The 24,863-nt window shown below is 67.3% G+C and carries 24 protein-coding genes; 14 read left to right on the top strand and 10 right to left on the bottom strand.

Features of this window, described 5'->3' with window-relative positions:
* Positions 1–232 precede the first annotated feature (232 nt).
* Both D105_RS0112675 and msrB read right to left on the bottom strand, forming a co-directional pair.
* The gene (locus tag D105_RS0112675) at positions 233–1,432 is read right to left on the bottom strand and encodes an MFS transporter (RefSeq protein ID WP_018878635.1); all 1,200 of its coding nucleotides are present in this window, start codon (positions 1,430–1,432) and stop codon (positions 233–235) included.
* A gap of 54 nt (positions 1,433–1,486) precedes the next feature.
* On the bottom strand, positions 1,487–1,885 hold the full coding sequence (msrB, locus tag D105_RS0112670) for a peptide-methionine (R)-S-oxide reductase MsrB (RefSeq protein WP_018878634.1): 399 nt from the start codon (positions 1,883–1,885) through the stop codon (positions 1,487–1,489).
* A gap of 116 nt (positions 1,886–2,001) precedes the next feature.
* Here msrB and D105_RS0112665 point away from each other — a divergent pair, with 116 nt between their 5' ends.
* From D105_RS0112665 to D105_RS0112655, 3 genes are all read left to right on the top strand, one after another.
* Complete coding sequence (locus tag D105_RS0112665; protein WP_018878633.1) at positions 2,002–3,084, top strand: EAL domain-containing protein; 1,083 nt, start codon at positions 2,002–2,004, stop codon at positions 3,082–3,084.
* A 63-nt stretch (positions 3,085–3,147) separates the two neighbouring features.
* Positions 3,148–4,545, top strand: a complete 1,398-nt coding sequence (locus tag D105_RS0112660; RefSeq protein ID WP_026280487.1) for a glycoside hydrolase 100 family protein — start codon at positions 3,148–3,150, stop codon at positions 4,543–4,545.
* On the top strand, positions 4,542–6,725 hold the full coding sequence (locus tag D105_RS0112655) for an HAD-IIB family hydrolase (protein WP_018878631.1): 2,184 nt from the start codon (positions 4,542–4,544) through the stop codon (positions 6,723–6,725). The genes D105_RS0112660 and D105_RS0112655 overlap by 4 nt, the downstream gene beginning before the upstream one ends.
* A 277-nt stretch (positions 6,726–7,002) precedes the next feature.
* Here the strand turns inward: D105_RS0112655 and D105_RS0112650 are convergent, their stop codons facing one another.
* Complete coding sequence (locus tag D105_RS0112650; RefSeq protein WP_018865447.1) at positions 7,003–7,764, bottom strand: sulfite exporter TauE/SafE family protein; 762 nt, start codon at positions 7,762–7,764, stop codon at positions 7,003–7,005.
* On the opposite strand from D105_RS0112650, the gene D105_RS0112645 reads away from it, so the two are divergent.
* On the top strand, positions 7,757–8,419 hold the full coding sequence (locus tag D105_RS0112645; RefSeq protein ID WP_196799339.1) for a DUF4124 domain-containing protein: 663 nt from the start codon (positions 7,757–7,759) through the stop codon (positions 8,417–8,419). The genes D105_RS0112650 and D105_RS0112645 overlap by 8 nt on opposite strands.
* Positions 8,420–8,443: 24 nt before the next feature.
* Here the strand turns inward: D105_RS0112645 and argB are convergent, their stop codons facing one another.
* The gene (gene argB, locus D105_RS0112640) at positions 8,444–9,322 is read right to left on the bottom strand and encodes an acetylglutamate kinase (protein WP_018865449.1); all 879 of its coding nucleotides are present in this window, start codon (positions 9,320–9,322) and stop codon (positions 8,444–8,446) included.
* A gap of 158 nt (positions 9,323–9,480) precedes the next feature.
* Here argB and D105_RS0112635 point away from each other — a divergent pair, with 158 nt between their 5' ends.
* The 4 genes from D105_RS0112635 to D105_RS0112620 are packed head-to-tail and all read left to right on the top strand — an operon-like array spanning position 9,481 to position 12,708.
* Positions 9,481–9,999: a hypothetical protein gene (locus D105_RS0112635; protein WP_018878630.1), complete on the top strand. Its 519-nt coding sequence runs from the start codon at positions 9,481–9,483 to the stop codon at positions 9,997–9,999.
* Between the two features lie 6 nt (positions 10,000–10,005).
* Positions 10,006–11,457 (top strand): cbb3-type cytochrome c oxidase subunit I, encoded by a 1,452-nt coding sequence (locus D105_RS0112630; protein WP_026280486.1) that lies wholly within the window; start codon positions 10,006–10,008, stop codon positions 11,455–11,457.
* Entirely contained in the window at positions 11,447–12,058 is a 612-nt protein-coding gene (locus D105_RS0112625) for an SCO family protein (RefSeq protein WP_018878628.1), read from the top strand. Before D105_RS0112630 ends, D105_RS0112625 begins: the two co-directional genes overlap by 11 nt.
* The gene (locus tag D105_RS0112620) at positions 12,058–12,708 is read left to right on the top strand and encodes a hypothetical protein (protein ID WP_018878627.1); all 651 of its coding nucleotides are present in this window, start codon (positions 12,058–12,060) and stop codon (positions 12,706–12,708) included. Before D105_RS0112625 ends, D105_RS0112620 begins: the two co-directional genes overlap by 1 nt.
* Positions 12,709–12,714: 6 nt before the next feature.
* Here D105_RS0112620 and dut read toward each other — a convergent pair whose 3' ends face one another.
* The 3 genes from dut to D105_RS0112605 all read right to left on the bottom strand — a co-directional run bounded on the left by dut (position 12,715) and on the right by D105_RS0112605 (position 15,299).
* Entirely contained in the window at positions 12,715–13,176 is a 462-nt protein-coding gene (gene dut / locus D105_RS0112615; RefSeq protein ID WP_018878626.1) for a dUTP diphosphatase, read from the bottom strand.
* A gap of 29 nt (positions 13,177–13,205) precedes the next feature.
* Positions 13,206–14,414: a bifunctional phosphopantothenoylcysteine decarboxylase/phosphopantothenate--cysteine ligase CoaBC gene (gene coaBC / locus D105_RS0112610; RefSeq protein WP_018878625.1), complete on the bottom strand. Its 1,209-nt coding sequence runs from the start codon at positions 14,412–14,414 to the stop codon at positions 13,206–13,208.
* A 288-nt stretch (positions 14,415–14,702) separates the two neighbouring features.
* On the bottom strand, positions 14,703–15,299 hold the full coding sequence (locus D105_RS0112605; RefSeq protein WP_018878624.1) for a DUF502 domain-containing protein: 597 nt from the start codon (positions 15,297–15,299) through the stop codon (positions 14,703–14,705).
* A 171-nt stretch (positions 15,300–15,470) separates the two neighbouring features.
* Here D105_RS0112605 and D105_RS0112600 point away from each other — a divergent pair, with 171 nt between their 5' ends.
* Positions 15,471–16,424, top strand: a complete 954-nt coding sequence (locus D105_RS0112600; RefSeq protein WP_018876629.1) for an MBL fold metallo-hydrolase — start codon at positions 15,471–15,473, stop codon at positions 16,422–16,424.
* 18 nt (positions 16,425–16,442) lie between these two features.
* Here the strand turns inward: D105_RS0112600 and D105_RS0112595 are convergent, their stop codons facing one another.
* Positions 16,443–17,435, bottom strand: coding sequence for a lipid A deacylase LpxR family protein (locus tag D105_RS0112595; protein WP_051074886.1), 993 nt, complete (start codon positions 17,433–17,435; stop codon positions 16,443–16,445).
* A gap of 55 nt (positions 17,436–17,490) precedes the next feature.
* Between D105_RS0112595 and D105_RS0112590 the strand changes: the two genes are divergently transcribed.
* A complete protein-coding gene (locus D105_RS0112590) occupies positions 17,491–19,212 on the top strand; it encodes a potassium/proton antiporter (RefSeq protein WP_026280485.1) in 1,722 nt (573 codons plus the stop codon).
* Positions 19,213–19,878: 666 nt separating this feature from the next.
* On the opposite strand, the gene D105_RS0112585 is transcribed toward D105_RS0112590, so the two are convergent.
* Positions 19,879–21,930 (bottom strand): UvrD-helicase domain-containing protein, encoded by a 2,052-nt coding sequence (locus tag D105_RS0112585; RefSeq protein ID WP_018878621.1) that lies wholly within the window; start codon positions 21,928–21,930, stop codon positions 19,879–19,881.
* Between the two features lie 143 nt (positions 21,931–22,073).
* On the opposite strand from D105_RS0112585, the gene D105_RS0112580 reads away from it, so the two are divergent.
* Genes D105_RS0112580 through D105_RS0112570 form a run of 3 tightly spaced genes read left to right on the top strand, consistent with a single transcriptional unit; the run spans position 22,074 to position 23,556 of the window.
* The gene (locus D105_RS0112580) at positions 22,074–22,400 is read left to right on the top strand and encodes a thioredoxin family protein (protein WP_018878620.1); all 327 of its coding nucleotides are present in this window, start codon (positions 22,074–22,076) and stop codon (positions 22,398–22,400) included.
* Complete coding sequence (ampD, locus tag D105_RS0112575) at positions 22,397–22,975, top strand: 1,6-anhydro-N-acetylmuramyl-L-alanine amidase AmpD (protein ID WP_018878619.1); 579 nt, start codon at positions 22,397–22,399, stop codon at positions 22,973–22,975. The genes D105_RS0112580 and ampD overlap by 4 nt, the downstream gene beginning before the upstream one ends.
* Positions 22,972–23,556 carry a histidine phosphatase family protein gene (locus D105_RS0112570; protein WP_018876623.1) on the top strand — a complete coding sequence of 195 codons (585 nt, stop codon included), beginning with the start codon at positions 22,972–22,974 and terminating at the stop codon, positions 23,554–23,556. The genes ampD and D105_RS0112570 overlap by 4 nt, the downstream gene beginning before the upstream one ends.
* 9 nt (positions 23,557–23,565) lie before the next feature.
* Here the strand turns inward: D105_RS0112570 and D105_RS0112565 are convergent, their stop codons facing one another.
* Complete coding sequence (locus tag D105_RS0112565; protein ID WP_017942594.1) at positions 23,566–23,883, bottom strand: DUF2322 family protein; 318 nt, start codon at positions 23,881–23,883, stop codon at positions 23,566–23,568.
* A gap of 162 nt (positions 23,884–24,045) precedes the next feature.
* Between D105_RS0112565 and D105_RS0112560 the strand changes: the two genes are divergently transcribed.
* Entirely contained in the window at positions 24,046–24,807 is a 762-nt protein-coding gene (locus D105_RS0112560; protein ID WP_017942595.1) for an inositol monophosphatase family protein, read from the top strand.
* Positions 24,808–24,863 lie beyond the last annotated feature (56 nt).

The raw sequence follows: 24,863 nt of genomic DNA, 5'->3' as shown, positions 1-24,863 counted from the left end.
AGCGAGTTCAGCGCCGCCGGCCCGAGGGCCCTGGAGCAAGGTCCCCGGGCGAAATCCGGGTGCCCTTCTTTGGGTCCTTTCTTGGGCAAGCAAGAAAGTACCTCGGGGCGCGCTGGCGAGTCAGCGCCGGGCAGGCGGCGGACCGAAGGCACCGTAAACACCAGCGACGAACCAGGGCCAGCCAATCAGCGATAGCGAAGCACCCAGCGTTCGTGGCTGGCGTGCGGCGTGATCAGGTGCGCGCCGGGGCGCGGGTGTCGTCGAACCAGAGCCAGGCGATGGCGATGGTCAGTACCGCGATCACCGGCAGCATCGCGAGATTCATCCCGTCCCATCCCAGCGGTCGCAGCAGCGCCCCGGCCAGCAGCGACCCGGCCGTGACCAGCGTGAAGATGGTCAGATCGTTCACGCCCTGGACCTTGCCCTTCTCGGTGGCCGTATGCGTGGTCGTCAGCAGCGTACTGCCGCCGATAAACAGGAAATTCCAGCCCACCCCCAGCAGGAACAGCGCCAGCCAGAAATGCGCCAGCGTCTCCCCGTGCGCGGCGATCGCCACGCTGAACAGCACCAGTGCGTTGCCAAGTGCGAGGATGCGCGTGATCCCGAGGCGGGTGATCAGATGGCCGGTCACGAACGAGGGGGCGAACATCCCCAATACATGCCACTGCATGACCAGGGCGATCTTGCCCATGTCAAAGCCGGCCTGGCGCATGGCCAGCGGCGTCGCCGTCATCAGCAGCACCATGACCGCATAGCCCAGCGCGGCGGCGGTCAGCGCGACGAGGAAGCGCCCTTGCGGCAGGATCTCGCGCATTGGCCGGGCCGGCCCGCGTTCCTCCGGCGGTGGCGCCGGCACGCGCAGCCAGGCCAGCAGCGTCATCGCCAGCAGCGCCAGGGCGCCGAGGACCAGATAGGGGCCGGCCTCCGGCGTGCCCGGCAACAGGGCCTGGGCCTGGTGGGCGTTCCACGGGCCGAGGAAGGCGGCCACGACGCCGCCGGCCATCACCAGCGAGATGGCGCGCGGGCGGAAGGCGGGGCTGGCGACATCGGCGGCGGCAAAGCGGTAGTACATGGCGAAGGCCTGGTAGGCCCCCAGCAGAAGGTTGCCCAGTACGAACAGCCAGAAGGCCTCGGCGAAGACGCCGGCCGCGGCCAGCACGGCGCCACCGGCTCCACCCACGCTGGTGCCCAGCAGGAAGCCGGTGCGCCGCCCGAAGCGCTTCATGAACAGCGAGGCCGGCAGGGTGGTGACCAGCGTGCCGACCATCATCGCGGCGACTGGCAGGGTGGCCAGGGCCGGATCGGCCGCCAGGCGTTCCCCGACCACGCCGCTCAGGGTCATCACTGTGACCGCGGCGATCAGGAACAGGGCCTGCCCGAGGGCAAGGATCAGGACATTCGCGCGCTCGCGCGGGGTGGTCTGGCCGGGCATAGGAGTCCCTTCAAGGATCGTCCGGGCCGTCATGGCCCGGGGGCGATGCTGGTGTCAGTCGCGTGGATGAAAGTCGAGGACCGCCGAGTTGATGCAGTAGCGCAGCCCGTTCGGCGCCGGGCCGTCGGGAAAGACATGCCCCAGGTGCGAGTCGCAGCGCGCGCAGCGGACCTCGGTGCGTTCCATGCCCACCGAGCGGTCGCGGTGTTCGTCGACGGCGCCTTCGCTCACCGGCGCGGTGTAGCTGGGCCAGCCGGAGCCGGAGTCGAACTTGGCGTGCGAGTCGAACAAGGGAGCACCGCAGGCGACGCAGTGGTAGGTGCCGTCGGCCTTGTGGTTGTTGTAGGCGCCGGTGAAGGGGCGCTCGGTACCGCCTTCGCGGGCGATGCGGTATTGTTCCGGCGTGAGGCGTTCGCGCAGTTCGGCGTCCGTCGGACGATCGGATTGACTCATGCAACCTCCGGGTCGATAGGATTGTCTGCCAACAGACGAGGGTCTGTGGTGATGGGACCCCGAGGAACACCCCGGGTTCTCGGCCCGGACCGAAGACAAGACCGCTGGAGGTGGTCGTGGGCTGTCCCGATTGCGAACGTATTGACCTGCTGCCGGCGGCCTCCGGCACCCTCTATCTGGCGCCGGTTCTGGCGCATACTCGCGCGGCCCTGCGTCAGCGCATGGTAGACGAACGGCTGCCCTGTGCCGAGCCGACCTCGGGGATTCTGGCCCTGCCGGTGAAGGGTGCCGGCGGGCTGGGCGAGATGCTGGTGCGCCTGGAGCGGGCCCTGAGCAGCTCGGAGCAGGCCGGTTGTCGCGCGACCTTCGTGCCCGAGGGCGAGGACTTCGGGCTCGGGCATCTGCAGGATACCCACCTGCTGTCCACGCTGATCGCCCGGCACAATGCCCGCGATCTCTCCGCGATCCTGGCCAACGATGCCCTGGACTTCCACTTCCAGCCCATCGTGCACGCGGCCGATCCAGCCGAGGTCTTCGCCTACGAGGCGCTGGTGCGGGCCTCCACGCCGGGTGGCGACCCCATCCCGCCACCGGAGCTGTTCAAGACGGCGCGCAATGCCGAGTTGCTGTTCCATCTGGATCGCTCGGCGCGCATCAATGCGATTCGCCGGGCCAGCGAGCGCGGGATCGGCAGCCGGTTGTTCATCAACTTCAACCCGACCGCCATCTATGATCCGGCCTTCTGCCTGGAGACGACGGTGCGCGAGATCAACTCGCGCCCGGCCGGCCGTGCCGGGCCCAGTGGTTTCGTGTTCGAGGTGATCGAGAGCGATCAGGTCACGGACATCGAACACCTGTCACGGATCGTGGAGCGCTACCGCCGGGCCGGGTTCCAGGTGGCACTGGACGACCTGGGGGCCGGCTATGCCTCGCTGAACATGCTCTCCCAGTTGCGCCCGGATTTCGTGAAGATCGACCGCGAACTGGTCAGCGGTATCGATGGCGACACCTACCAGCAGAAGATCCTCGGCAAGATCGTGGAGCTGGCCCGCGACCTGGATATTCAGGTGGTGGCCGAGGGGATCGAGACCGCGGGCGAATGGCGCTGGCTGAAGGATCGGGTCGACTACTGCCAGGGCTACCTGTTCGCCCGGCCGGCTGCCGAGCCGCCGATGCCGCGCCACCCCGAGTCCGCCTGAGCGCCGCGTGGATGGGGGCCGTGACACGTGCACATCGGGCCCGCTTTCCATAGACTCGGCGTCATGAATCAGCTCCCGCCCGACGCCCGTAACCCGACGCTGGAATCCGCCGTTCAACTGTTGCGTGATGCCGAGGTGCGCTATCGCGGTCGCACGGTCGGCACCGTGGCGAGCCTAGACGAGCGGGCGCCGGCGGAGAACTATGCCGACTGCTTTATCCGCGACTTCGTGCCCTCCGGGCTGGTCTATCTGCTGAACGACGAGCCCGAGGTGGTCCGCGACTTCCTCGCGCTGATCCTGCAGATCCGCGATACCCAGGAGGAGATCGAGGGTCACCGCCGGCTGCCGCGAGTGATGCCGGCGAGCTTCCGGGTGTTCACCGACGAAAATGGCCGCGAGGCCCTGGCCGCGGACTTTGGCGACCGGGCGATCGGACGCGTCGCCCCGGTGGATTCCATGATGTGGTGGGTACTGTTGCTGCGCGCCTACCAGAACCGCACCGGCGACCACGAATTCATCAAGAGCGCGGATGTGCAGCGCGGCATCCGCCTGATCCTCAGCATCTGTCTGCAGGACCGTTTCGAAGTCTTCCCGACTCTGCTGGTGCCAGACGGCAGCTTCATGATCGACCGGCGCATGGGGGTGTTCGGCCACCCGCTGGAGATCCAGGCGCTGTTCTACGGGATGCTGAAGGCCTCACTGGCGATGCTGGAGCCCTGCGACCGGGATTCCGAACTCCTGTGCGAGCAGTCCGCGATCCGTACCCGGCAGCTGTCGGACTACATCCGCCACTACTACTGGCTGGATCTCGAGCGGTTGAACGATATCCACCGCTATCGCACCGAGCACTTCGGCCACGAGTCCGAGAACGCGTTGAATATCTACCCCGAGAGTATCCCCGACTGGCTGGTGGACTGGATCCCGTCGGAGAGCGGCTACCTGGTCGGTAACCTCGGGCCGGGAAGGATGGATTTCCGGTTCTTCAGCTTCGGAAACTTGCTGGCGGTGCTGTTCGGGCTGGCCGACGAGCACCAGTCGCGCTCGATTATGCAGACCTTCGAGCAGCGCTTCGAGGACCTGATCGGGACCATGCCGGTGAAGATCTGCTATCCGGCGATGGTTGGCGAGGAATGGCGTCTGCTGACCGGGTCCGACCCCAAGAATACTCCGTGGTCCTACCACAACGGCGGCAACTGGCCGGCGTTGCTGTGGGCGTTCACCGGGGCCGCCATGCGGGTCGGGCGGCCCGACCTGGCGCGCAGTGTGCACGCGGTCGCGGCCGAGCGCCTGCATCGTGACCACTGGCCGGAGTACTACGACGGTCGCCACGGCCGCCTGGTCGGGCGCCGCGCCAACTATCGCCAGACCTGGTCGGCCACCGCCGTGCTGGTCTCCCAGGGCCTGATCGACAACCCCGAGACCCTGAGCCTGTTCGACAGCCCGGAACCCGAGGTGCCATGAAAAAGACCCAGAGCAAGTCTCGTGATGGCGAAGGCCTTTACCTCGTCCTGATCAGTGTCCACGGTCTGATCCGCGGGCAGGACCTGGAACTGGGGCGCGATGCCGACACCGGCGGGCAGACGCTCTACGTGGTCGAACTGGCGCGGGCCTTGGCGCGCCACCCGCAGGTGGGCCGGGTGGACCTGCTCACCCGCCGCGTGGTCGACAGCAAGGTAGCCGACGACTACGCCGAGCCCGAGGAGGATCTGGGCGACGGGGCCCGGATCGTGCGGCTGGACTGCGGCCCGCGGCGCTACCTGCGCAAGGAAAAGCTGTGGCCCTACCTCGACTGTTTCGCGGACAACGCCCTGGGGCATATCCGCGGCGTGGGCCTGCGCCCGGACGTGATCCACGGCCACTATGCCGATGCCGGACATGTCGCGGTGCAGCTGTCGAACCTGCTGGGCGCCCCCATGCTCCAGACCGGCCATTCGCTGGGGCGGGTCAAGCGCGAACGCCTGCGTGAGAGCGGGATGTCGGATGCCGACATCGAGGCCCGCTACAACATCTCCACCCGGATCCACGCCGAGGAAGAGGCCCTGGCGCATGCGCATCGGGTGATCGCCAGCACCCGCCAGGAGATCGGCGAACAGTACGCCGCCTACGACAACTACCAGCCGGAACGCATGGAAGTGATCCCGCCGGGTACCGACCTGGCGCGGTTTCATCCGCCGAAGCGCGGGGAGCGCAAGCCGGCTATCTGGGCCGAGATCCGCCGCTTCCTGCGCTACCCCGACCGGCCGCTGATCATGGCGCTGTCGCGCGCCGACGAGCGCAAGAACATCCGCGCCCTGGTCGAGGCATACGCCGGGAATGACTGGCTGCGCGAGAACGCCAACCTGCTGATCGTCGCCGGCAACCGTGACGACATTGCCGACCTGGACAAGGGCGCGCGGGATGTCCTGACCGACCTGCTCCTGCGTATCGACCGCCATGACCTTTACGGCCAGGTGGCGTATCCCAAGCACCATGACTCCGAGGACGTGCCCGACCTTTACCGCCTGGTGGCCTCCAGCAAGGGGGTGTTCGTGAACCCGGCGCTGACTGAGCCCTTCGGCCTGACCCTGATCGAGGCGGCCGCCAGCGGCGCCCCGATCGTGGCCACCAACGACGGCGGGCCGGAGGAGATCATCTCGCGCTGCCACAACGGCCAGCTGATCGACCCGCTGGACCCGGAGGGGATCGCCGACGCCATCCAGGGCATCCTGGCCGACCGGCCGCGCTGGCAGCGCTACTCGCGCGCCGGCCTCAAGGGCGTGCGCCAGCACTATTCCTGGGACGGCCACGCCGAGAAATACGTGAAGCTGGTGAAATCGCTGACCCGCGAGGTGCGCCAGGCGCGCCATCACGAGCGCCGGGTCTCCGGGCATCTGGCGCAGATGGATCGCGCCGTGATCACCGACATCGACAACACCCTGCTGGGCGACGACAAGGCCACCCGCGCCTTTGTCGCCTGGCTCAAGCGTAACCGCAAGCGGGTCGCCTTCGGCGTGGCCACCGGGCGGCGCATCGACTCCGCCGCGGCGATCCTCGAGGAGCATGGGGTGCCGACGCCGGATGTCTGGATCACCTCGGTGGGGAGCGAAATCCATTACGGCACCAAGCAGACCGAGGATCGTGGCTGGGCGCGTCACATCAGCCATCGCTGGGAGCCGGACCGGCTGCGCGACTGCCTGCGCCAGGAGAAGAATCTGGTCCTGCAGCCGGATGTGGACCAGCGGGCGTTCAAAGTCAGCTTCTTTGCGGAACCCCCCGGGAGTCTGGACGCGGAGACCGTGGAGACGCGGCTCTACCGCGAGGACCTGCACGCGCGGGTGATCTACTCCCACGACCGGTTCCTCGACCTGCTGCCGGTGCGGGCGTCGAAGGGGCTGGCGGTGCGCTACCTGTCCGACAAGTGGGGCATTCCGCTGGAGCACGTGCTGGTCGCCGGCGATTCCGGAAACGACGAGGATATGCTGCGCGGCCGGCTGCTCGGCGTGGTGGTGGGCAATCACCAGCCCGAACTCGAGAGCCTGCGCGGCTTCCAGCGCATCTACTTCGCCGGGGCCACCCACGCCCGCGGCATCCTCGAGGGGATCGAACACTTCGATCTGCTCAACCGCTGCGAAATCCCCACCGCCACCGAGCCCGACGAATAGACCGGGTTTTTCACCACGAAGCACACGAAGGCACGAAGAAGGTCAAGGGCGAAAAACCTTTATCACCACGGAGTACACAGAGGACACAGAGAAAGGACGGTTCGGGTGAAACATTTGCGGGGATACGGCCACGCGCTGGAACGGGGTTGAATGCCGCGGAAGTCATCTATGCTGCTGGCGGCCTTTCGATTTTCTCCGTGAACTCCGTGTCCTCTGTGGTAATTAGCCTTTGACCTTGACCTTCTTCGTGCCTTCGTGTGCTTCGTGGTGATATTGATCAGGGGACCGGGAGGAGCAGGGCGATGCCGGTGAGGACGGTGACGACTTCGAAGGCGCGCTTGACCAGGCGGTTGCCGTAGCGCTGCGCCGCCCAGGCGCCGAGGTAGCCGCCGACGAAGCTCCCCACCAGAAGGGCCGGCAGCCAGTCCCACTGCACGGTGCCCAGCGTCCCGAGCATCAACGCCCCGGCGCCGTTCCAGACGAGGCCCACCAGGACCATGGTGTAGGCCACCGCCTGGGTGTAGCTCATGCCGTACCAGCGCACCAGCCACAGGGTGACCATCAGTCCGGTGCCCGAGGCGAGGGAGCCGTTCAGCACGCCGATCAGGAACAGCCCGGCGGCCCCGATCAGGGCGTGGCCCCAGGAAAAGCCGATGGTGCGCACCGTCTGCCCCAGTTGCGGGCGGCGCCAGGAGTACCAGCCGAGGCCGATGGTCAGCAGGCCCAGGGCGATCTCGCCGGCCCGAGGCGGGATGCCGAGCACCAGCCAGGCACCGATTAGCACCCCAGGCAGACCGGCCAGCAGGATAATGCCTAGGCGCGCGGGCTCGAATGTGCTTTTCTTGAGGTGGCGCAGGCCGGCGCCGGCGCCCAGCGCCACCGAGGCGATCTTGTGGGTGGCCAGCGCCACGGGGTAGGGAAGCCCCAGAAAAATCAGGGCGGGCAGCTGCAGCAGGCCCGCCCCGCCACCCGCCAGGGCGGAGAAGCCGTTGGCGACGATGGCGATCAATGCGAGTCCGAGGTGTTCGAGAATGGTCATTTGGGGTGCGTGCAACCGGAAGCGGGAAGGCCTGTGGCAATCGTGGGTGGCCGCGGTGCTGCTGCTGGGGCTGGCGGTTCCGGTACAGGCCGACATCTACCGCTGGGTGGATGATGACGGGACCGTACACTACTCCAGCACCCCGCAGCCGGAGACCAGCCAGCGCGAGCGCCGGATTTACGACTCCGAGGGCCGCATGCGCGAGATCCTGCCGGCGCCGATGAGCGCCGAGGAACGGGCGCAGGCCGCCGCCGAGCGCGAACAGGCGGAGCGCGACCTGGAGGCGACCCAGCGCGCGCGCCAGGACCGTGCCGCGCGCGAGCAGCAGCTGCGCCGTGCCTATGCCTCGCTGGACGAGATCGAGGAGCTGCGCGAACGCCGCGAGCGCTCGATTGCCGGGAATATCCAGCGCAGCGAGGCGCAGGAAAAGACGCTGTTGCGCGAACGCGAGCGTATCCGGCGGCAGCTGGACGGCGCGAACGAGGGTTCTCCGCTGGCCGACCGTTACCGCGCGGAACTGGAGGAGCTGGACGCCCGTATCGCCCGGGAGCGCCAGTACCGCCGCGGCCAGCGCGACCGGCTGTCCGCGATCCACGAACGCCTGGACCTGGATCGCCGCGACTTCCAGCAGCTGGTCATGAACGGCCGCGAATAGCGGTCGCGGGCATTAATCGTTCTCCTAGCGGCTGATCAGCGTCCCTACGCCCTGGTCGGTCAGCAGCTCCAGCAGGACCGCGTGTTCCACGCGGCCGTCGACGATATGCGTGGCGTTCACCCCGCTGCGCACGGCATCCAGCGCGCAGCGGATCTTCGGGATCATCCCGCCGTGGATGGTCCCGTCGCGGATCATCTCGTCCACCTGCGGGGCCGACAGCTTGGGCAGGAGTTCCCCGTTGCCGTCCAGCACGCCCGGGGTGTTGGTCAGCAGGAAGAGCTTTTCCGCATCCAGCACCACCGCGAGCTTTTCCGCTGCGGTGTCGGCATTGATGTTGTAGGCCTTGCCCTCGCGGTCGAAGCCAATCGGCGCGATCACCGGGATGAAATCGCTCTCGTCCAGGGTATGCACGATCGCCGGGTCCACGCCTTCGACCTCGCCCACATGGCCGAGGTCCACGGTCGGCTGGCCCTCGGCCGCGCCATAGTCGCGTAGCGGGGTGGCGCGGATCATCTGGCCGTCCTTGCCGGTCAGCCCCACCGCGCGCCCGCCGAAGCGGTTGATCAGCGAGACGATCTCCTGGTTCACGATCCCGCCGAGCACCATCTGCACCACGTCCATGGTCTCGCGGTCGGTCACCCGCAGGCCGTTGACGAACTCCGTCTCCTTGCCCAGACGCTTGAGCAGCTCGCCGATCTGCGGGCCTCCGCCGTGGACGACCACCGGGTTCACGCCGACCTGCTTGAGCAGCACGACGTCGCGCGCGAACGAGGCCTTCAGGTGGTCCTCGGTCATGGCGTTGCCGCCGTACTTGATCACGATGGTCTTGCCCGCGAAGCGCTGGATATAGGGCAGCGCCTCGATCAGGACATGGGCTACGGAATGGGCCGTCTGGGTATCCATGGCGTTTCGGTGGTCCGCGAATGGGGGCGCAGTTTACCACTGCCGATCGCCCTTCGTGCGGCCCTCTCCTTGAACCTGCATCGAAGATGCATCGTTTGACCCGAGCGAAGCGCATCGGTATAAAGCTGCATCACATGTATAACAAAAGGGAGCCCGTGATGCTGCAATCCGTCTCGCTGTGGTTGACGATCCTGCTGGTCGTCCCCGTAACCGCCACTTTTTTATGGGTCGCCTTCTCCCGCCCTGCTGCGGTCGATGCCGGCGATCTGGCGGCCCGTTCCTATCGCCTGCGCGACTGGAGCTTCTGGATCCTGCTGGCGGTGGTTACCCCGGTGTTTCTCTACACCCTGACCCTGATGCCCTACGGCGCCGATGCGGAGGCCGAAGGGGTGCAGACGGTCAACGTGACCGGCCACATGTGGCGCTGGGAGCTGTCACAGGACGAGTTCCGCGCCGGCGAGCCGGTGCAGTTCCGCGTGACCAGCCAGGACGTGAACCACGGCTTCGCCATCTACGACGAGGACATGACCCTGTTGACCCAGACCCAGGCGATGCCGGGCTACACCAACACCCTCGAGTACACCTTCGAAAAGCCCGGTACCTACCAGGTGCTGTGCCTTGAATACTGCGGCGTCGCGCATCACGCGATGGTCGCCGAACTCACCGTCACGGAGTAAACGGACATGAGTGATACGACGATGGAGATGGCCGTGCCGCGCGGCCCTCGCAATGCGGTGCTGACCTATCTGGCGACCACGGTGGTCGTGCTGCTGCTGATGATGGTCTTCGGGCTGCTGATGCGCCTCGAACAGGCGGGCGTGGATCTGCTCGGGGCCGCTGGCTTCTATCAGGTGCTGACGGCCCACGGGGCCGGCATGGTCGGGGCGGTGGCCCTCGGATCCAGCGCGGTGATGTGGTACTTCCTGCGCCGTCATGTGGAGTTGTCCACCGGCGTGTTCCTGCTCAATCTGGCGTTGTTCCTGCTGGGGGCAGTGCTGATCCTGGGCGGGATCTTCATCGGCGGCTTCGCCGGTGCCTGGACCTTCCTGTACCCGCTGCCGCAGACCCCGATGGGGCTGTGGACGCAGGCCGCCGCGGCGTCGTTCTTCCTCGGGTTGCTGGCGATCGGGGTTGGCTTCCTGCTGCTGTACATCGATATTGCCCGCGCGCTGATCAAGAGCTACGGCGGGCTGGGCCGCTCGCTGGGCCTGCCGCAGCTGTTCGGTCGGGCGGGGGATCCGCCGCCGCCCGCGGTGGTGGCCAGCACCATGGTCCTGATCGTGAACACCCTCGGTATCGTGGCCGGGGCGGCGATCCTGACCATGAGCCTGATCAACCTGTACCAGCCGGGGTTCGAGATCGACTCGCTGTGGGCCAAGAACCTGATCTATTTCTTCGGCCACGTGTTCATCAACGCCACCATCTATATGGCGGTCATCGCGGTCTACGAGATCCTGCCGCGCTACACCGGGCGCCCGTGGAAGGTCTCGCGCGTGTTCCTTGCGGGCTGGGCGGCTTCCACCGTGATGGTGCTGCTGGTCTATCCGCACCACCTGCTGATGGACTTCTCCCAGCCGACCTCGCTGCATGTGCTGGGCCAGGTCATCTCCTACACCAGTGGCCTGCCGGTGCTGCTGGTGACGGCGTGGGGCGCGCTGACCAATGTGTACCGCTCCGGTATCCGCTGGGATATCGCCTCCGGCTTCGCCTTTCTCGGCGTGTTCGGCTGGGCCGCCGGCGTGATCCCGGCCATCATCGACGCGACCATCGTGGTCAACACGGTGATGCACAACACCCTGTGGGTGCCGGGGCACTTCCACTTCTATCTGTTGCTGGGTGTAGTCGCGATGATGTTCGGCTTCATGGCCTGGCTCACCCGTGCGCAGACGGAGGGCGACGGCTTCTTCGACCGGCTGGGGTTCTGGACCTTTACCGGTGGCGGCCTGGCCCTGGTCGCGGCGTTCCTCTACAGCGGTGCGTCCAGTGTGCCGCGGCGCTTCGCCGAACACCTGCCGGAATGGGCGGCCTATGCCCAGCTGGGGTCGGTCGCCGCGGCCCTGGTGATCCTTGGAACGCTGCTCCTGGCGCTGCGGTTCTTCGTCGGACTGAAGCGGGTGGCGAACAATGTGGCGTAACGCGATCTACGGGCTGACGATTATCGCCCTGGGCCTGGGTGGGTTCACCACCCTGGCTCTGGCCACCGACGGGTTCCGCGCTTTCACCGCGGAGGAGGCCCGCCGTGTTGCCGCACGCGAGAATCCGGCGCCGGTCCCTGCGATGACGCTGGAGGATGCGCGGGGCGGGGAGCTGGACCTGGCCGAGCTGGGGGATCGCTATGTGGTGCTGGACTTCATCTATACCGGCTGTCACCACGCCTGCACGACGCTGGGCGCGAGCTTCCACCGGATCCAGGAGGCACTTCCGGAGGCGGTGCTGGGCGAGCGCGTGGCCCTGCTCAGTATCACCTTTGACCTCGAGAACGATAATGCCGAGCGCCTGCGCGAATACGGCGAGCGCTTCTCGGCCAACCCCGAGGCCTGGTACCTCGCGCGTCCGCAAAGCCGCGAGGATCTGGATCGCCTGCTGAGCCACTTCCAGGTGGTGGTGATCCCGGACGGCGAGGACTTCGTGCACAACGGGGCCATCTACGTGGTCGAGCCGGATGCGCGCGTCGCCGGGATTCACGACATCGATGCGGTGGACGACGTGCTGGCCTACCTGGAGCCACGCTGGTGATGCGGCGGTCCGCCGTCTGGGCGGGGCCGGCCCTCCTGGCGGTCCTGGTCCTGCCGCCGCTGCGGCCCTGGCTGGAGGCCAGCCTGATCGGCCATATGCTGGTGCAGATCCCGTTGCTGGTGCTGGCCGGTGTGCTGATCGCCCGGTCGCTGCCAGGGGTCTGGCGCCTCCGGGCGGGCCGTCTGGATGCGTACGGCGTACTGGGCCTGCTGCTGGCATTGTTCGTCGTGGTCTACTGGCTGCTGCCCCGCAACCTGGATGCGGCCGTGCTCGAGGCCGGGGCGGGCTGGATGAAGATCGTGACGCTCGTGCTGCTGGCCGGGCTGCCGCTGGGGCTGACGGCCCACCGGCTCCCGTTGCTGGTGGGCAGCGTGCTGTGGGTCAAGGGTACGGCCATGTTCTTCGTGATGGGCTGGCTCTACCGCGAGGCCCCGGACCGGCTGTGCAATGCCTATCTGCTGGGCGAGCAGCAGCTTCTGGGCAACGTGATGCTCGGGCTGGGCGCGCTCAGCCTTGCGGTAATCCTGGCGTTGCTGCTGCTGGGGCCGCCGCGTCGACGGAGCGCCAATACCGGCCCGGCGCAGCCCTCCAGGCGAGAGGCTGTCACCCCCTCCCGATCGGTTGCCGAGCAGGCCCCGGCCGGGACGTGACCTCCGTCAGCCCCGGCCCGAGGAGCCGAAGCCGCCCGCGCCGCGGGTGGTCTCCTCGAAGTCCTCGACGACGCGGAATTTCGGTTGGGCGACCGGGACGATGACCAGCTGCGCCAGGCGTTCGCCGACCTCCAGGGTGTAGGCGTTCGCGCCCCGGTTCCAGCAGGAGACCATCAGCGGCCCCTGGTAGTCGGCGTCGATCAGGCCGACCAGGTTGCCCAGCACCAGGCCGTGCTTGTGGCCGAGCCCGGAGCGCGGGAGGATCATCCCGGCATAGCCCGGGTCCTCGATATGGATCGCGAGCCCGGTCGGGATCAGTTCGGCGGCGCCCGGCTCCAGCGTCAGCGGGGCCTCGATCATCGCACGCAGGTCGACGCCGGCCGAGCCGTCGGTGGCCGGGGCGGGCAGCGGGAAGTCCGCGCCCATGCGCGGGTCCAGGATCTTCAGGTCAATCTCGGGGACGGGCATGCGGGGTTCCTTGTCCGTTTCGCATTCGATCAGCGTTGTTCCAGGCGCTCGACGATCAGGTCGATCAGCGCCCGGGCCAGCTGGGTCTTCGGCTGGCTGGGGAGCTGGCGCTCGCCACCCTCCCAGAGGCACAGCAATTCGTTGTCGGGGGTGCCGAAGGCGCGGCCCTCGCCGACCCGATTGGCGGCGATCAGGTCGAGTCCCTTGGCGCGGCGCTTGGCCTCGGCATGTTCGCGCAGGTGCTCGGTCTCGGCTGCGAAGCCGACCAGGAACGGGCGCCGGGGGAGGGAGGCCGCCTGTGTTGCCGCCTCAGCCAGGATGTCCCGGGTGCGCTCCAGCGCCAGGTGCATCACCGGGTCGGATTTCTTGATCTTCTGTGCCTGCGGCTCGGCCGGGCGGTAGTCGGCCACGGCCGCGGCCGCGATCAGGATGTCGGCCTCGGGCAGGCGTTCCATCACCACGGCGTGCATGGCGGCGGCCGTCTCCGTGGCGATGCCCGCGACGCCCGTGGGTACGGCCTCGGCTGTCGGGCCATGCACCAGAGTCACGTGTGCGCCCGCGTCGCGCGCCGCCGCGGCCAGGGCAAAGCCCATGCGCCCGGAGCTGCGGTTGCCGATAAAGCGCACGGGATCGATCGGCTCGAAGGTGGGACCGGCGGTGATCAGTACGTGGCGCCCGGCCAGCGGGGCGTGTGCCGGTTGCAGCAGCTCCCGCGCGATCGCGGCGGGCTCGCGCATGCGGCCCTCGCCCTGCTCGCCACAGGCCTGGTCGCCGCTGTCCGGCCCGATCAGGGCCACGCCACGCTCGATCAGGGTCGAGACGTTCGCCTGCGTGGCCGGGTGCGTCCACATGCGATGGTTCATCGCCGGCGCCAGCGCGACCGGCGCGGTGGTGGCCAGTAGCAGCGTACTCAGCAGATCGTCCGCCAGGCCCTGGGCGTAGCGGGCAATCAGGCTGGCGCTGGCCGGGGCGACCACGATGCGGTCGGCCCAGCGCGCCAGGGCGATGTGATCCATGCCGGATTCCGCCTCGGCGTCCAGCAGCTCGGTGCGCACCGGCGCGCCGGACAGGGCCTGGAAGGTCAGCGGGGTCACGAAGGCGCGGGCGCCGGCCGTCATCACCACGCGCACCTCGCAGCCGGCGCGCTTCAGCCCGCGCACCAGTTCGCAGGTCTTGTAGGCGGCGATGCCGCCGCTGACGCCGACGAGGATCCTTGGCTTGGAATCGTGTTCCGTCATGCGGCGGATTCTACCCCTTAAGGAGACGCTGATTAATTCGCACGTCCGCGCTCGAGTCGATTTTTCTCGATGACAAGGCGCGGCGAGCGAAGTGTAGCCGAGCTACATAAGCGAGCCGCAACGCCGTCAGCGGGCCAAATCGGCCGAGCCCCTTCGGGGTTGGTGCCCCATTTTCCCCGATCCTGCGTTGCGCCGCTTGGCCGTAGAGTGACTACGGCACTGCGCACCGCGCCTTGTCTCGGAAAAAATGGGGCACCAACGCGGACGTGCGAATTGATCAGCGTCTCCTTAGGTCTTTTCCTGGCGCGCGGAGACGCCGGCGGTCAGGGCATAGCGCATCGCGTCCTCCAGCGACAGCTCCAGCGGTTCGATGCGTTCGCGCGGGAGCATCAGGGTGTAGCCGCCGATCTGGTAACTCATGGGCATGTAGACCGCGACTGTGTCGGGGCCGCCGAGACTGTCCGGAAGACCCGCGAAATCCTCGCGGGTGACGAAGCCGACCAGCTTGAAGTCGGTGCCGGGCAGCTGCACCAGCACGGCCTGGCCGAATTGCTCGTGGATGTCGCCGGAGACCAGGCGCGTGACGTCGCGCACGGTCCCGTGGATGGTCTTGACCACCGGGATGCGCTGCATCAGCCCTTCCAGCCAGTCGAACAGCCAGCGGACCACGTAGGCCTGGAGCAGTACCCCCACGCCGAAGAGCAGGCCGATGCCGGCCAGGATCCCCATGCCCGGGAAGTACAGCAGATCGGGCAGGATGGCCTGCAACAGTCCTCCCAGCACCTCCTCGGCGGTGCTCCCCAGCCACCACAGCAAGGCCAGCGTGATGGCGGCCGGGAGGATGGCGGCCAGGCCGGTCAGGAAGGTTCGAGAGATTCGGCGCACAGCGGGCTCCGTGCAGGGGTATGCTCGGATGCTAACGCATTCGTGCTCGTGGCACGTCGACGACGGGAGCGGGGCGGGGGCGGCACTTTGGCACGTCCGCGCAGTCTATCGAGCGAGGCCGCCGGCACGTCGCCGGGTATGGGGAGTGACGAGATGCAGCGATGGAAGGGAATGAGCCTTTGGCCCCTGGTCCTGGCGATGATGGTGATGCCGCAGGTGGGGCTCGCCGGGTCCTCGGCCGCGGCTGCACCCGGGGACTACGCGATGACCCCGGAGGAGGTGGCGCCCGGGGTCTATGCGGTGATGACGCCGGCGCGGGATTTCCCCAGTCGCGAGAACCTGGGCTGGAACGCGAACATGGCGTTCGTGGTGACCGGTGACGGGGTGCTGGTGTTCGACACCGGCTCCTCCGAGACGATGGGTGTGGCCCTGCGCGAAGCGATCGCCGGGGTCACCGACGAGCCGGTGCGCTGGATCGTGAACAGCCACAGCCATGGCGACCACTGGCTGGGCAATGCGGCCTTTGCCGCGGAGGCGGAGATCATGGCCGGCTCGGCGGCGATTGCGCGCATGGAGGACGAAGGCGAGGGCTGGGTCGAGAACTTCCGCGAGATGACCGAAGGGGCGACTGGCGATACCACGCTGCGGTTGCCCGATACCGCAGTCGATGAGCGCATTACCCGCGACCTCGGCGGGACCGAGGTCGAGATCATCCCGTCCGGGGGCGCCCATTCGCCGGGTGATCTGAGTGTCTGGCTGCCACGGCAGCGCGTCCTGCTGGCCGGGGATGTGGTCTACAGTGATCGCGCGCCTTCTGTGTGGGATGGCGATGTCGCGCAGTGGATCGATCTTCTGGACGAGCTGATCGCACTGGAACCCGCCGTGGTCGTCCCCGGGCATGGCCGTCTCGAGGATGCCGCGACCCTGGAGCGGCTGCAGCGCTATCTGGTCACGCTGTGGGATGCCATTGAGGAAGGCGTGGAACAGGGACTGGCCGACTTCGAGACCGTGCCCCTGGTGCGCGAGCGGATGGGCGATCTGGTCGAGGCCTATCCGGGGTTCGAGGACAAGATCGACCGTTCGGTGGCGACCACCTACCCGGATGTCGAGGCGGCGGTGTTCTGAGACTGCCCGCGGGCGGCTTCAGAACTGCCAGGTGGCATGCAGCGACCCGAACTCGGCCGCGCCCTTGGCCTGGCCGCTGAATTCGCGCGAACGCCACACGTGGGTGTAGCCGATCCGCACGCCGCCCACATGAAAGACCGCGCCGGCGGTGAGTTCGCCAACCAGCGGGTGCTTGTCCACCGAGGGGCCGTCGCGGAACAGTGGGCCGTCTAGGAACAGGTCGTAGGCCATCAGGCGGGTGTCGACCCCGGCGAAGAAATAGCCGCCAACCCTGCTGGTCGGTTCGAAGGTATGCGACCCGGACAGGGCGGGGTTGATCCGTGTCGGGCCGTAGTCGCGCGGGAGGTTGCGCCCGGCCCGCATGATCGCCCCGGCGTTGGCGAAGGTGAACGGGCTGCCGACGGTTGCGCCCCAGTGCGGGGTCAGATCCCAGCCCCAGCCGCTCGCGGCATGCCGCGTGTAGCCCCGTAGCTGGCGCTCGTAGCCCACCATCAGGGTCGGTTCGTTGCCAATCTGGTCGTCCCAGCCCCGGGGTTGCGGAGCGCTGGACCAGCTGTGGACCTCTTTCTGGGTGCGATCTGCCAGGGAGGCCGGCCCCACGGTGCCGAGGGTGACCTGCAGGCGGTCCAGGCGGTCGCCGTGCTCCTCGGCCAGGCTGAAGTTCAGGTACAGCCAGCCCGCGTAGGGGCGGTCGTCCGGGTCCGCGGGCGAGCGTTCGATGTCCTCCGGCGTGTACATGTTCTGGCCCAGGTGGATGGCGGATTTCAGCCTTCCACGCTCCTCGCGCTCCACAAAATAGGGCAGGAAGTCGGCCACGCTTCGCAGCCACGAGGGGACCTTTTCCCCGCTGCGGGTCCAGCCGATGCGCACGCCGTTGGTGTAGTAGCGGTCCTCGCCGGCAAAAAGGTCGTTCTCGAACTCGAAGTGCAGGGCATCCACGCCGGTTTCCGCGCCGGCGGTCGGGCCTGCGGCCGCCAAGCCAAGGGCTGCCGCGGCCAGCAACGCCCGCATCCTGCGGTCGGGTGACCGTCCTCGAGGGGCAATGGCGTTCCGGTATGATTGGCGCATGGACCTCTCCAACCAGATCATCTTCCTGGCCGCGATCGTGTTGCTGGGGAGCATCCTGTCGAGCGTGATCACCTCGCGGCTGGGGGTGCCCCTGCTGCTGGTGTTCCTCGTGATCGGGATGCTGCTGGGCCCGGAAGGCCCGGGCGGTCTGGTCTTCGAGAATATCACCCTTGCGTATCTGGTCGGCTCGGCCGCCCTGGCGATCATCCTGTTCGACGGCGGGATGCGCACACCGGCCCGCAATTTCCGGATCGGGCTGAAGCCGGCGCTGGGGCTGGCCACCGTCGGAGTGCTCGTGACCTCCGGCCTGACCGGGCTGTTCGCCGTGTGGTGGCTGGGCCTGTCCTGGCTGGAGGGCCTGCTGCTGGGGGCGATCGTAGGCTCCACCGATGCCGCCGCCGTGTTCTCCCTGCTGCGCTCGCGCGGGCTGGAGCTGAAAAGCCGCGTCGGGGCCACGCTGGAGATCGAGTCCGGCTCCAACGATCCGATGGCGATCTTCCTGACCATCGTGCTGATCGAACTGCTGCTGATGCCCGATCAGCAGTTCGGTCTGGTGGTACTGGTCGAGTTCATCCAGCAGATGGGCCTGGGTGCGGTGCTGGGCGTCGGGGGCGGCCTGGCCCTGCTGGCCCTGATCAACCGGGTGCCCATGGCCGCCGGGCTTTATCCGCTGTTCGCGATGGCCGGGGCGCTGGCCATCTTCGGGCTTACCGGCCTGGTCGGCGGCTCCGGGTTCCTCGCGGTGTACCTCGCCGGCCTGCTGCTGGGTAACCGCCCGCTGGAGGCCTCACAGAACATCAAGCGCTTCCACGACGGCATCGCCTCGCTGGCGCAGATCGGCATGTTCCTGATGCTGGGCATGCTGGTGACCCCCTCGGGGCTGCCGCCGGTGGCGCTGGACGCAGGGCTGGTGGCGGCCGTGCTCATCCTGGTCGCGCGCCCGCTGGCGGTCTGGATCTGCCTGTACCCGTTCCACTTTCCCTGGCGCGAGCAGGTTTTCATCGCCTGGGTTGGCCTGCGCGGGGCGGTGCCCATCATCTTGGCACTGTTCCCGCTGCTGGCCGGGCTGGAACTGGCCGGCCACTTCTTCCATGTCGTCTTCTTCGTGGTGCTGATCTCGCTGCTGGTGCAGGGCTGGACCGTCGCGCCCTCGGCGCGCTGGCTGGGCCTGGAGCTGCCACCCACCACGGCGCGGGTGCAGCGCACCGAGCTGGATATCCCCGGCCAGCAGGAGATGGAACTGGTGGGCTATCGCCTGGCAGAGACCACGCCGGTGGTGCGCGAGGCGTGGTCGAACTTCCGCCTGCCGGGCACCGCGCGGGTGGTGGCTCACCTGCGTGACGGCAAGCTGCTGGAGACGCTGGAGTTGCTGGACCTGCACGCCGGCGACCACCTCTACATCATGGTCGCGCCGGCGGACCTGCCGGACCTCGACCGCCTGTTCGTGCCCAAGGACGAGGTGCCGGAGCGCCTCACCGAACGCAGCGTGTTCGGCGAGTTCGCGCTCAATGGCGATGCCCAGCTCGGCGCGGTGGGCATGGCCTACGGCGCACCGGTCCCGCCCGAGCGCCAGGGCGACACCCTCGAGGCCTATCTGCGCCGTGAACTCCAGGCGGAGCCGGTCGTCGGCGACGCCGTCGATCTCGGCCCGATGCGCCTGGTCATCCGCGAAATGGATGGCCCCCGCATCACCCGCGTCGGTCTGAAACTCCTTCGCTGATATCCATTCGAAAGCTAGGTGTTCCTCTTTTCGATCAGGACCATGAAGTCGGTTATCTCATGTAGATCGGGAAATGGGATTTCTTGAGAGGACCACCACGATTTTGCGTCAGAGTGTAATAGCTGCATCAGGTGGTTGTATCTATTGTAGAACTGCGCAAGGCTAATGCTTTTCACCCGCTTGTGGTCTGCGTGTACTGCGCATTTGTTTCGAGCCCTTCGAAGTTCCTCCGGGAAAGACTCGACGAGTGCTTCTGATTCCTCGGTAAGATGATGTGGCGGTGCACTAACTTCTATGTCCGGTTGTAGCGAGTCAAGAACGCGACGAGCATGATGGCTCATGTATGAGTCAATAATTGCTGTCCTTGATCTATTATCTTTGCAGACCTCGGTGTCCCTTTGTTCTCTCGCGCAGCAGCCATAGTAGAACTCATAGAGACTTTGGGTGAAGCTGGCATAGGCGTTATAGCAGCGTATGGATAGCGCTCTGTTGCGTCCATGTATGAGGGCGATTGATTTGTATTTATTGAACAATATCAGTGCGTCGTCGCAGCGCAAGAATTCGTGCCGCAGAGCCATGCAGTGAAGCTTGTCAGTTTCGTCGCCGATCTCGAACTTCATGATCGCAGTTTAATTGAAGAATCCAGTGCGGGCGACGGCGATGCCCCTATTTCTCCAGCATGGCCTTGAGGCCGGCGAGGTGTGCGCGGGCGGTGAGTTGCTGGGTCTCGGGGTCCGGCGGTTTGGCGTCCGGCCAGTCGAGGTGTTCCTCGGGGAGTTCGTCGAGGAAGCGCGAGGGTTCGCAGTCGATGGTCTCGCCGTAACGGCTGCGTTGCTGGGCGTAGGTGATCAGCAGGGTCTGCTGGGCGCGGGTCAGGCCGACGTAGGCGAGCCGCCGCTCCTCCTCGATGGAGTCGTCCTCGACGCTGACCCGGTGCGGCAGCAGTTCTTCCTCGAAGCCGACCAGACAGACATGCGGAAACTCCAGGCCCTTGGCGGTGTGCAGGGTCAGGAGCTGCACGGATTCGTTACCGTCCTGGGAATCGCGGTTGCGGTCGAGGATGTCCATCAGGCTGATGCGGTTCACGATGTCGGCCAGGTCCATGCCCTGATCATCCTCCACCTCGTCGTCACCGTATTCGGCGCTAGTGTTGCCGCCGCCCATGCGCCCGACCCAGTCGATGAATTCGCGCACGTTGTCCATGCGCCGGGTGGCGGCACGCGGGTTGGGGCTGTTCTCCAGTAGCCAGGACTCGTAGTCGATGTCCTCGACCAGGGCGCGCAGCAGCGCGTCCGGGCCCTCCTCCGCGCCGCGGCGCTGGAAGCCGTCGACCCATTCGGTGAAGCGTTCCAGCCGCGCCTGGGCGCGGGCATCCATGTATTCGGACAGGCCGGCGCCGTGTGCGGCCTGCAGCAGCGAGGCCCCGCGCTGGTTGGCGTAGTGGCCGAGCTTCTCCAGCGTGGCCGGCCCGATCTCGCGGCGCGGCACGTTGACCACGCGCAGGAAGGCGGTGTTGTCGTCCGGGTTGGCGAGCAGGCGCAGGTAGGCGACCAGGTCCTTGATCTCGGCCTTCTCGAAGAACGACTGGCCGCCGCTCAGGCGATAGGGGATGCCCTGCTCGCGCAGGAGCTTCTCGAACAGCCTGGACTGATGGTTGCTGCGGTAGAGGATGGCGAAGTCGCCCCAGGTCGCATTCAGGCGGAAGCGCCGGCGCATCAGTTCGGAGACCACGCGCGCGGCCTCGGTATCGGCGTCGGAGCAGCCGATCACCTCGATCTTCTCGCCCTCGCCGAGCGCACTCCACAGGCGCTTCTCGAACACGTGGGGGTTGTTGCCGATCAAGGCGTTCGCGGTATGCAGGATACGGTTGGTGGAGCGGTAGTTCTGCTCCAGCTTGATCACCTCCAGGCGCGGGAAGTCCTGCTGCAGGCGTGCGAGGTTCTCCGGGCGCGCGCCGCGCCAGGCGTAGATCGACTGGTCGTCGTCGCCGACCACCGTCAGGCCGTCGCTGACGCCGATCAGCAGGCGCACCAGCTGGTACTGCGCGGAGTTGGTGTCCTGGTATTCGTCCACCAGCAGGTGGCGGATGCGGTCCTGCCAGCGGTTGCGCAGTTCCGGGGCGTCGCGCAGGCAGTCCACCGGGCGCTTGATCAGGTCGTCGAAGTCCACTGCGTTGTAGGCGCGCAGGGCGTCCTCGTAGCGCGGGTAGAGGTTGGCCGCGGCGATCGCCTCCGGGGCGTCGCTCATCTGGCTGGCCTCGTGCAGCGCCTCTTCCGGGGTCATCAGGTCGTTCTTCCAGCGACTGATGTGGCCAATCAGGGCGTCGACCTCGGAGCCGGTATCGTCGCGGTAGGTAATCTCGCGCAGCAGCTGCCGGCAGTCACCGGGGTCGAGGATGGAGAAGCCGGGGCGCAGCCCCGCCGCCTGCAGCTCGCGACGCAGGAAGTTGAGCCCGAAGGTGTGGAAGGTGGAGACGTTCAGGCCCCGGGCCTGTTCGCGTGACAGTCGCCCCTGGACACGTTCGCGCATCTCGCGCGCGGCCTTGTTGGTAAAGGTAATTGCTACGATCTGGCGTGCGGCGAGGCCGCGCCGCTCGATCAGGTGAGCGATCTTCTCGGTGATCACGCGGGTCTTGCCGGAACCCGCCCCGGCCAGGACCAGCAGGGGGCGGTCCGTGGTGGTCACGGCGGCCTGTTGTTGGGGATTCAGTTCGGACACCGGGGCGGTCGATTCCTTCGCAGCGGGGCGCGTAAACTAACCCACGATCCCCGATTCATAAAGACAGCAGCGGTGAGGGTAATCCATTGACCAACGGACCGCGTGCCGCGGCATCCGCCGTGGGCCGGGAGTCGCTCCCGATATTGACCCAGTTCGACTTTCATCAGCATCTGATGGATGTCCCGGGGCCGGCGGTCATCCTGTTCACGCGCCAGGGCTGCGGGGCCTGCAAGGTCATGGGGCGGGTCCTGGCGGAATGGCAGGCGGCGGGGGATGCGCCGGCGCTGTTCGAGGTGGATGCCGAGACCGATACCGCCCTGGTGCGGGAGTTCGAGGTCTTCCATCTGCCGGCACTGTTCGTGTTTCAGGCGGGGGCCTATCACGGTCGCCTGGAAGCCCCGCCGCGCCTGCCCCTGTTGCGCGAGGGGCTGGCGGCCGTCCTGGCCCGACCGCCCGAGGAGGCGCCGTGAAATCCCCGCACGCCGAAACCGTCACGCCGGACCGGGACTGGTACCCGCCAGCGCAGCGCCTCGACAGCCCGAACCAGGATGAGCGTCCGCCCGGTCAGCAACCGGAACTGATCGTGGTGCACGCGATCAGCCTGCCGCCGGGCGAGTTCGGTGGAGGGCACGTCGCCGAGCTGTTCCAGAATCGTCTGGATCCGGATGCCCACCCCTACTTTGCCGAGGTCGGCGGCCTGCGGGTCTCCGCCCATGTGCTGATCGACCGCGAGGGCCAGGCGACCCAATTCGTGCCGTTCTCCCGGCGCGCCTGGCATGCCGGGGTGTCGCGGTGGCAGGGACGCGAGCGCTGCAACGACTTCTCCATCGGGATCGAACTGGAGGGGACCGACGAGGATCCCTTTACCCCGGCGCAGTACGTCGCGCTCGCGCAAATGATTGGCTGGGTCCGCGCCCGCTGGCCGGATATCGGGCCGGATGCGCTGGCCGGCCACAGCGATATCGCCCCGGGACGCAAGACGGATCCGGGCCCCCATTTCGACTGGGCGCGCCTGCGGCAGGAACTGCACGAGGTGAGCGCATGATTGTGGACCTGCTGCGTCACGGCGAGCCGGAGGGCGGCCAGCGTTACCGCGGCCATGGCTGCGACGACCCGCTGAGCGCGCGCGGCTGGAGCCAGATGGAGCGGGCGGTCCGGGGCGAGGAGGAGTGGCAGTATGTGGTCAGCTCGCCAATGCAGCGCTGCCGCGCGTTTGCCGAGCACTACGCCTCCACACAGGACCTTCCGTTGATCCTGGAGCCGCACCTGCGCGAGATCGGTTTTGGCGACTGGGAGGGGCGTACGCGGGTCGACCTGCAGAGGGATCGACCGGAGGAATACCGCGCCTTCTATGCCGACCCGGTGCACGCGCGCCCGGCCGGTGCGGAGCCGCTAACGGCCTTTCGCCGCCGGGTCGAGGCCGGTTTCGATGGGGCCTTGCGGCCGCTGCAGTCGGAACGGGTGCTGATGGTGGTGCATGCGGGGGTGATACGCGCGCTGGTCGGCTGGGTGCTGGGCGTGCCGGACGACCGCCTGTACCAGCTAGAGTGCGACTACGCCAGCCGCACCCGCCTGCATCGGCATCCGACCCGGGGCTGGCGACTGCTTTACGCCAACCGGGTCTAAGCCCGGTTGTTAGCCGGCCTGGCTGCCGCGCTTGGGGACGGCCTTCACCGACAGGTAGTAGTCGTTGTTGAGGACGTCGATCAGCCGGTCGATGTTCGGGTGCTTGCCCGGGTTGGCGCGGGCGTCATCGGCGTGGCTGCCGTACAGCAGCAGGCCCGAGTTGGCCGCCTTGGGCCCGATGCCGCCGTAATCCAGCGCCAGCTGGTAGTAGATCTGCAGCGACAGGCTCTGGCCGTCCACGTTCTCGATGGTCGCGGTGGGGTTGTAGTCCTCGCCAAACAACTCCAGGCGTTCGATATTGCTGACGTCGGGCAGCTTCTTGGACATGTTCCGGCTCCTCGAAAGAATCGCGGCATTATCGGGGCATGACCCGGCGGCGACAACCAACCCGCGAAGGCGGCAGGGTCGCCCCGGGTCAGCGAGGAATATGCCGCATGCTAAGATACGGGCTTTTGCCGAGGGGACACGAACATGTCGCGAAGCGCGTTCATGGAGGCCGCCCAGGCCGCCGCTGATGCCGCCGAGAAGGTGATCCGCCACTATTACGAGGCGGGTGTCGACGTCGAAACCAAACCCGACGACACCCCGGTGACCCGGGCCGACGTGGAGAGCGAACAGGCGATCCGCCAGGTGATCCGCGAGCATTTCCCGGATCATGGCTTCTATGGCGAGGAGACCGGGCAGTCGGACATGGACTCCGACTATGTCTGGCTGATCGACCCGATCGACGGGACCAAGAGCTTCGTGCGGCGCTACCCGTTCTTCTCCACCCAGATCGCGCTGATGTACAAGGGCGAGCTGATCCTGGGGCTGTCCAACGGCATCCAGTTCGGCGAACGGGCCTGGGCGGAGAAGGGCCAGGGCGCCTTCCTGAACGGCAACCCGATCGCGGTCGAGAAGACCGTCGATCTCGGGCGCGCCTCGCTGTCCACCGGCAACCTCAAGTCCCTGGCGCAGAGCCCCGAGGGCTGGACCGCGCTGGGCGGCATTATGGCCGAGGTCAACCGCACCCGCGGCTACGGGGATTTCTACCACTACCACCTGCTGGCACGTGGCAGCATCGACCTGATCATCGAGTCCGACGTCAACATCCTGGACATCGCCGCATTGGCGGTGATCGTGCGCGAGGCGGGCGGCGTGTTCACCAACCTCTCCGGTGGCGAGCTCGACCTGAAGACCGCGAACGTCCTGGCCGCGGCCACTCCGGAATTGCACCGGACGGCCCTGAACCGTCTCGCCTGGAAGGACTAGCGGCGGGCTGATTGAACCACTGAGGACACAGGGGACACCGAGAAGGGCGGTCTACA

Origin of the sequence: Thioalkalivibrio sp. ALE28 (genome assembly GCF_000377425.1) — a bacterium.
Taxonomy (GTDB): Bacteria; Pseudomonadota; Gammaproteobacteria; order Ectothiorhodospirales; family Ectothiorhodospiraceae; genus Thioalkalivibrio.
The sequence above is the reverse complement of the archived record's forward strand: the minus strand, read 5'-3'. Positions and strand labels throughout refer to the sequence as shown.

What these genes read in the sequence shown, in the direction of transcription:
- D105_RS0112675 (WP_018878635.1), bottom strand. Translation starts at nt 1,432, where the DNA reads ATGCCCGGCCAGACCACCCCGCGCGAGCGCGCGAATGTCCTGATCCTT.
- msrB (WP_018878634.1), bottom strand. Translation starts at nt 1,885, where the DNA reads ATGAGTCAATCCGATCGTCCGACGGACGCCGAACTGCGCGAACGCCTC.
- D105_RS0112660 (WP_026280487.1), top strand. Translation starts at nt 3,148, where the DNA reads ATGAATCAGCTCCCGCCCGACGCCCGTAACCCGACGCTGGAATCCGCC.
- D105_RS0112655 (WP_018878631.1), top strand. Translation starts at nt 4,542, where the DNA reads ATGAAAAAGACCCAGAGCAAGTCTCGTGATGGCGAAGGCCTTTACCTC.
- D105_RS0112645 (WP_196799339.1), top strand. Translation starts at nt 7,757, where the DNA reads ATGGTCATTTGGGGTGCGTGCAACCGGAAGCGGGAAGGCCTGTGGCAA.
- D105_RS0112650 (WP_018865447.1), bottom strand. Translation starts at nt 7,764, where the DNA reads ATGACCATTCTCGAACACCTCGGACTCGCATTGATCGCCATCGTCGCC.
- argB (WP_018865449.1), bottom strand. Translation starts at nt 9,322, where the DNA reads ATGGATACCCAGACGGCCCATTCCGTAGCCCATGTCCTGATCGAGGCG.
- D105_RS0112635 (WP_018878630.1), top strand. Translation starts at nt 9,481, where the DNA reads ATGCTGCAATCCGTCTCGCTGTGGTTGACGATCCTGCTGGTCGTCCCC.
- D105_RS0112630 (WP_026280486.1), top strand. Translation starts at nt 10,006, where the DNA reads ATGAGTGATACGACGATGGAGATGGCCGTGCCGCGCGGCCCTCGCAAT.
- D105_RS0112625 (WP_018878628.1), top strand. Translation starts at nt 11,447, where the DNA reads ATGTGGCGTAACGCGATCTACGGGCTGACGATTATCGCCCTGGGCCTG.
- D105_RS0112620 (WP_018878627.1), top strand. Translation starts at nt 12,058, where the DNA reads ATGCGGCGGTCCGCCGTCTGGGCGGGGCCGGCCCTCCTGGCGGTCCTG.
- dut (WP_018878626.1), bottom strand. Translation starts at nt 13,176, where the DNA reads ATGCCCGTCCCCGAGATTGACCTGAAGATCCTGGACCCGCGCATGGGC.
- coaBC (WP_018878625.1), bottom strand. Translation starts at nt 14,414, where the DNA reads ATGACGGAACACGATTCCAAGCCAAGGATCCTCGTCGGCGTCAGCGGC.
- D105_RS0112600 (WP_018876629.1), top strand. Translation starts at nt 15,471, where the DNA reads ATGAGCCTTTGGCCCCTGGTCCTGGCGATGATGGTGATGCCGCAGGTG.
- D105_RS0112595 (WP_051074886.1), bottom strand. Translation starts at nt 17,435, where the DNA reads ATGCGGGCGTTGCTGGCCGCGGCAGCCCTTGGCTTGGCGGCCGCAGGC.
- D105_RS0112590 (WP_026280485.1), top strand. Translation starts at nt 17,491, where the DNA reads ATGGACCTCTCCAACCAGATCATCTTCCTGGCCGCGATCGTGTTGCTG.
- D105_RS0112570 (WP_018876623.1), top strand. Translation starts at nt 22,972, where the DNA reads ATGATTGTGGACCTGCTGCGTCACGGCGAGCCGGAGGGCGGCCAGCGT.
- D105_RS0112565 (WP_017942594.1), bottom strand. Translation starts at nt 23,883, where the DNA reads ATGTCCAAGAAGCTGCCCGACGTCAGCAATATCGAACGCCTGGAGTTG.
- D105_RS0112560 (WP_017942595.1), top strand. Translation starts at nt 24,046, where the DNA reads ATGGAGGCCGCCCAGGCCGCCGCTGATGCCGCCGAGAAGGTGATCCGC.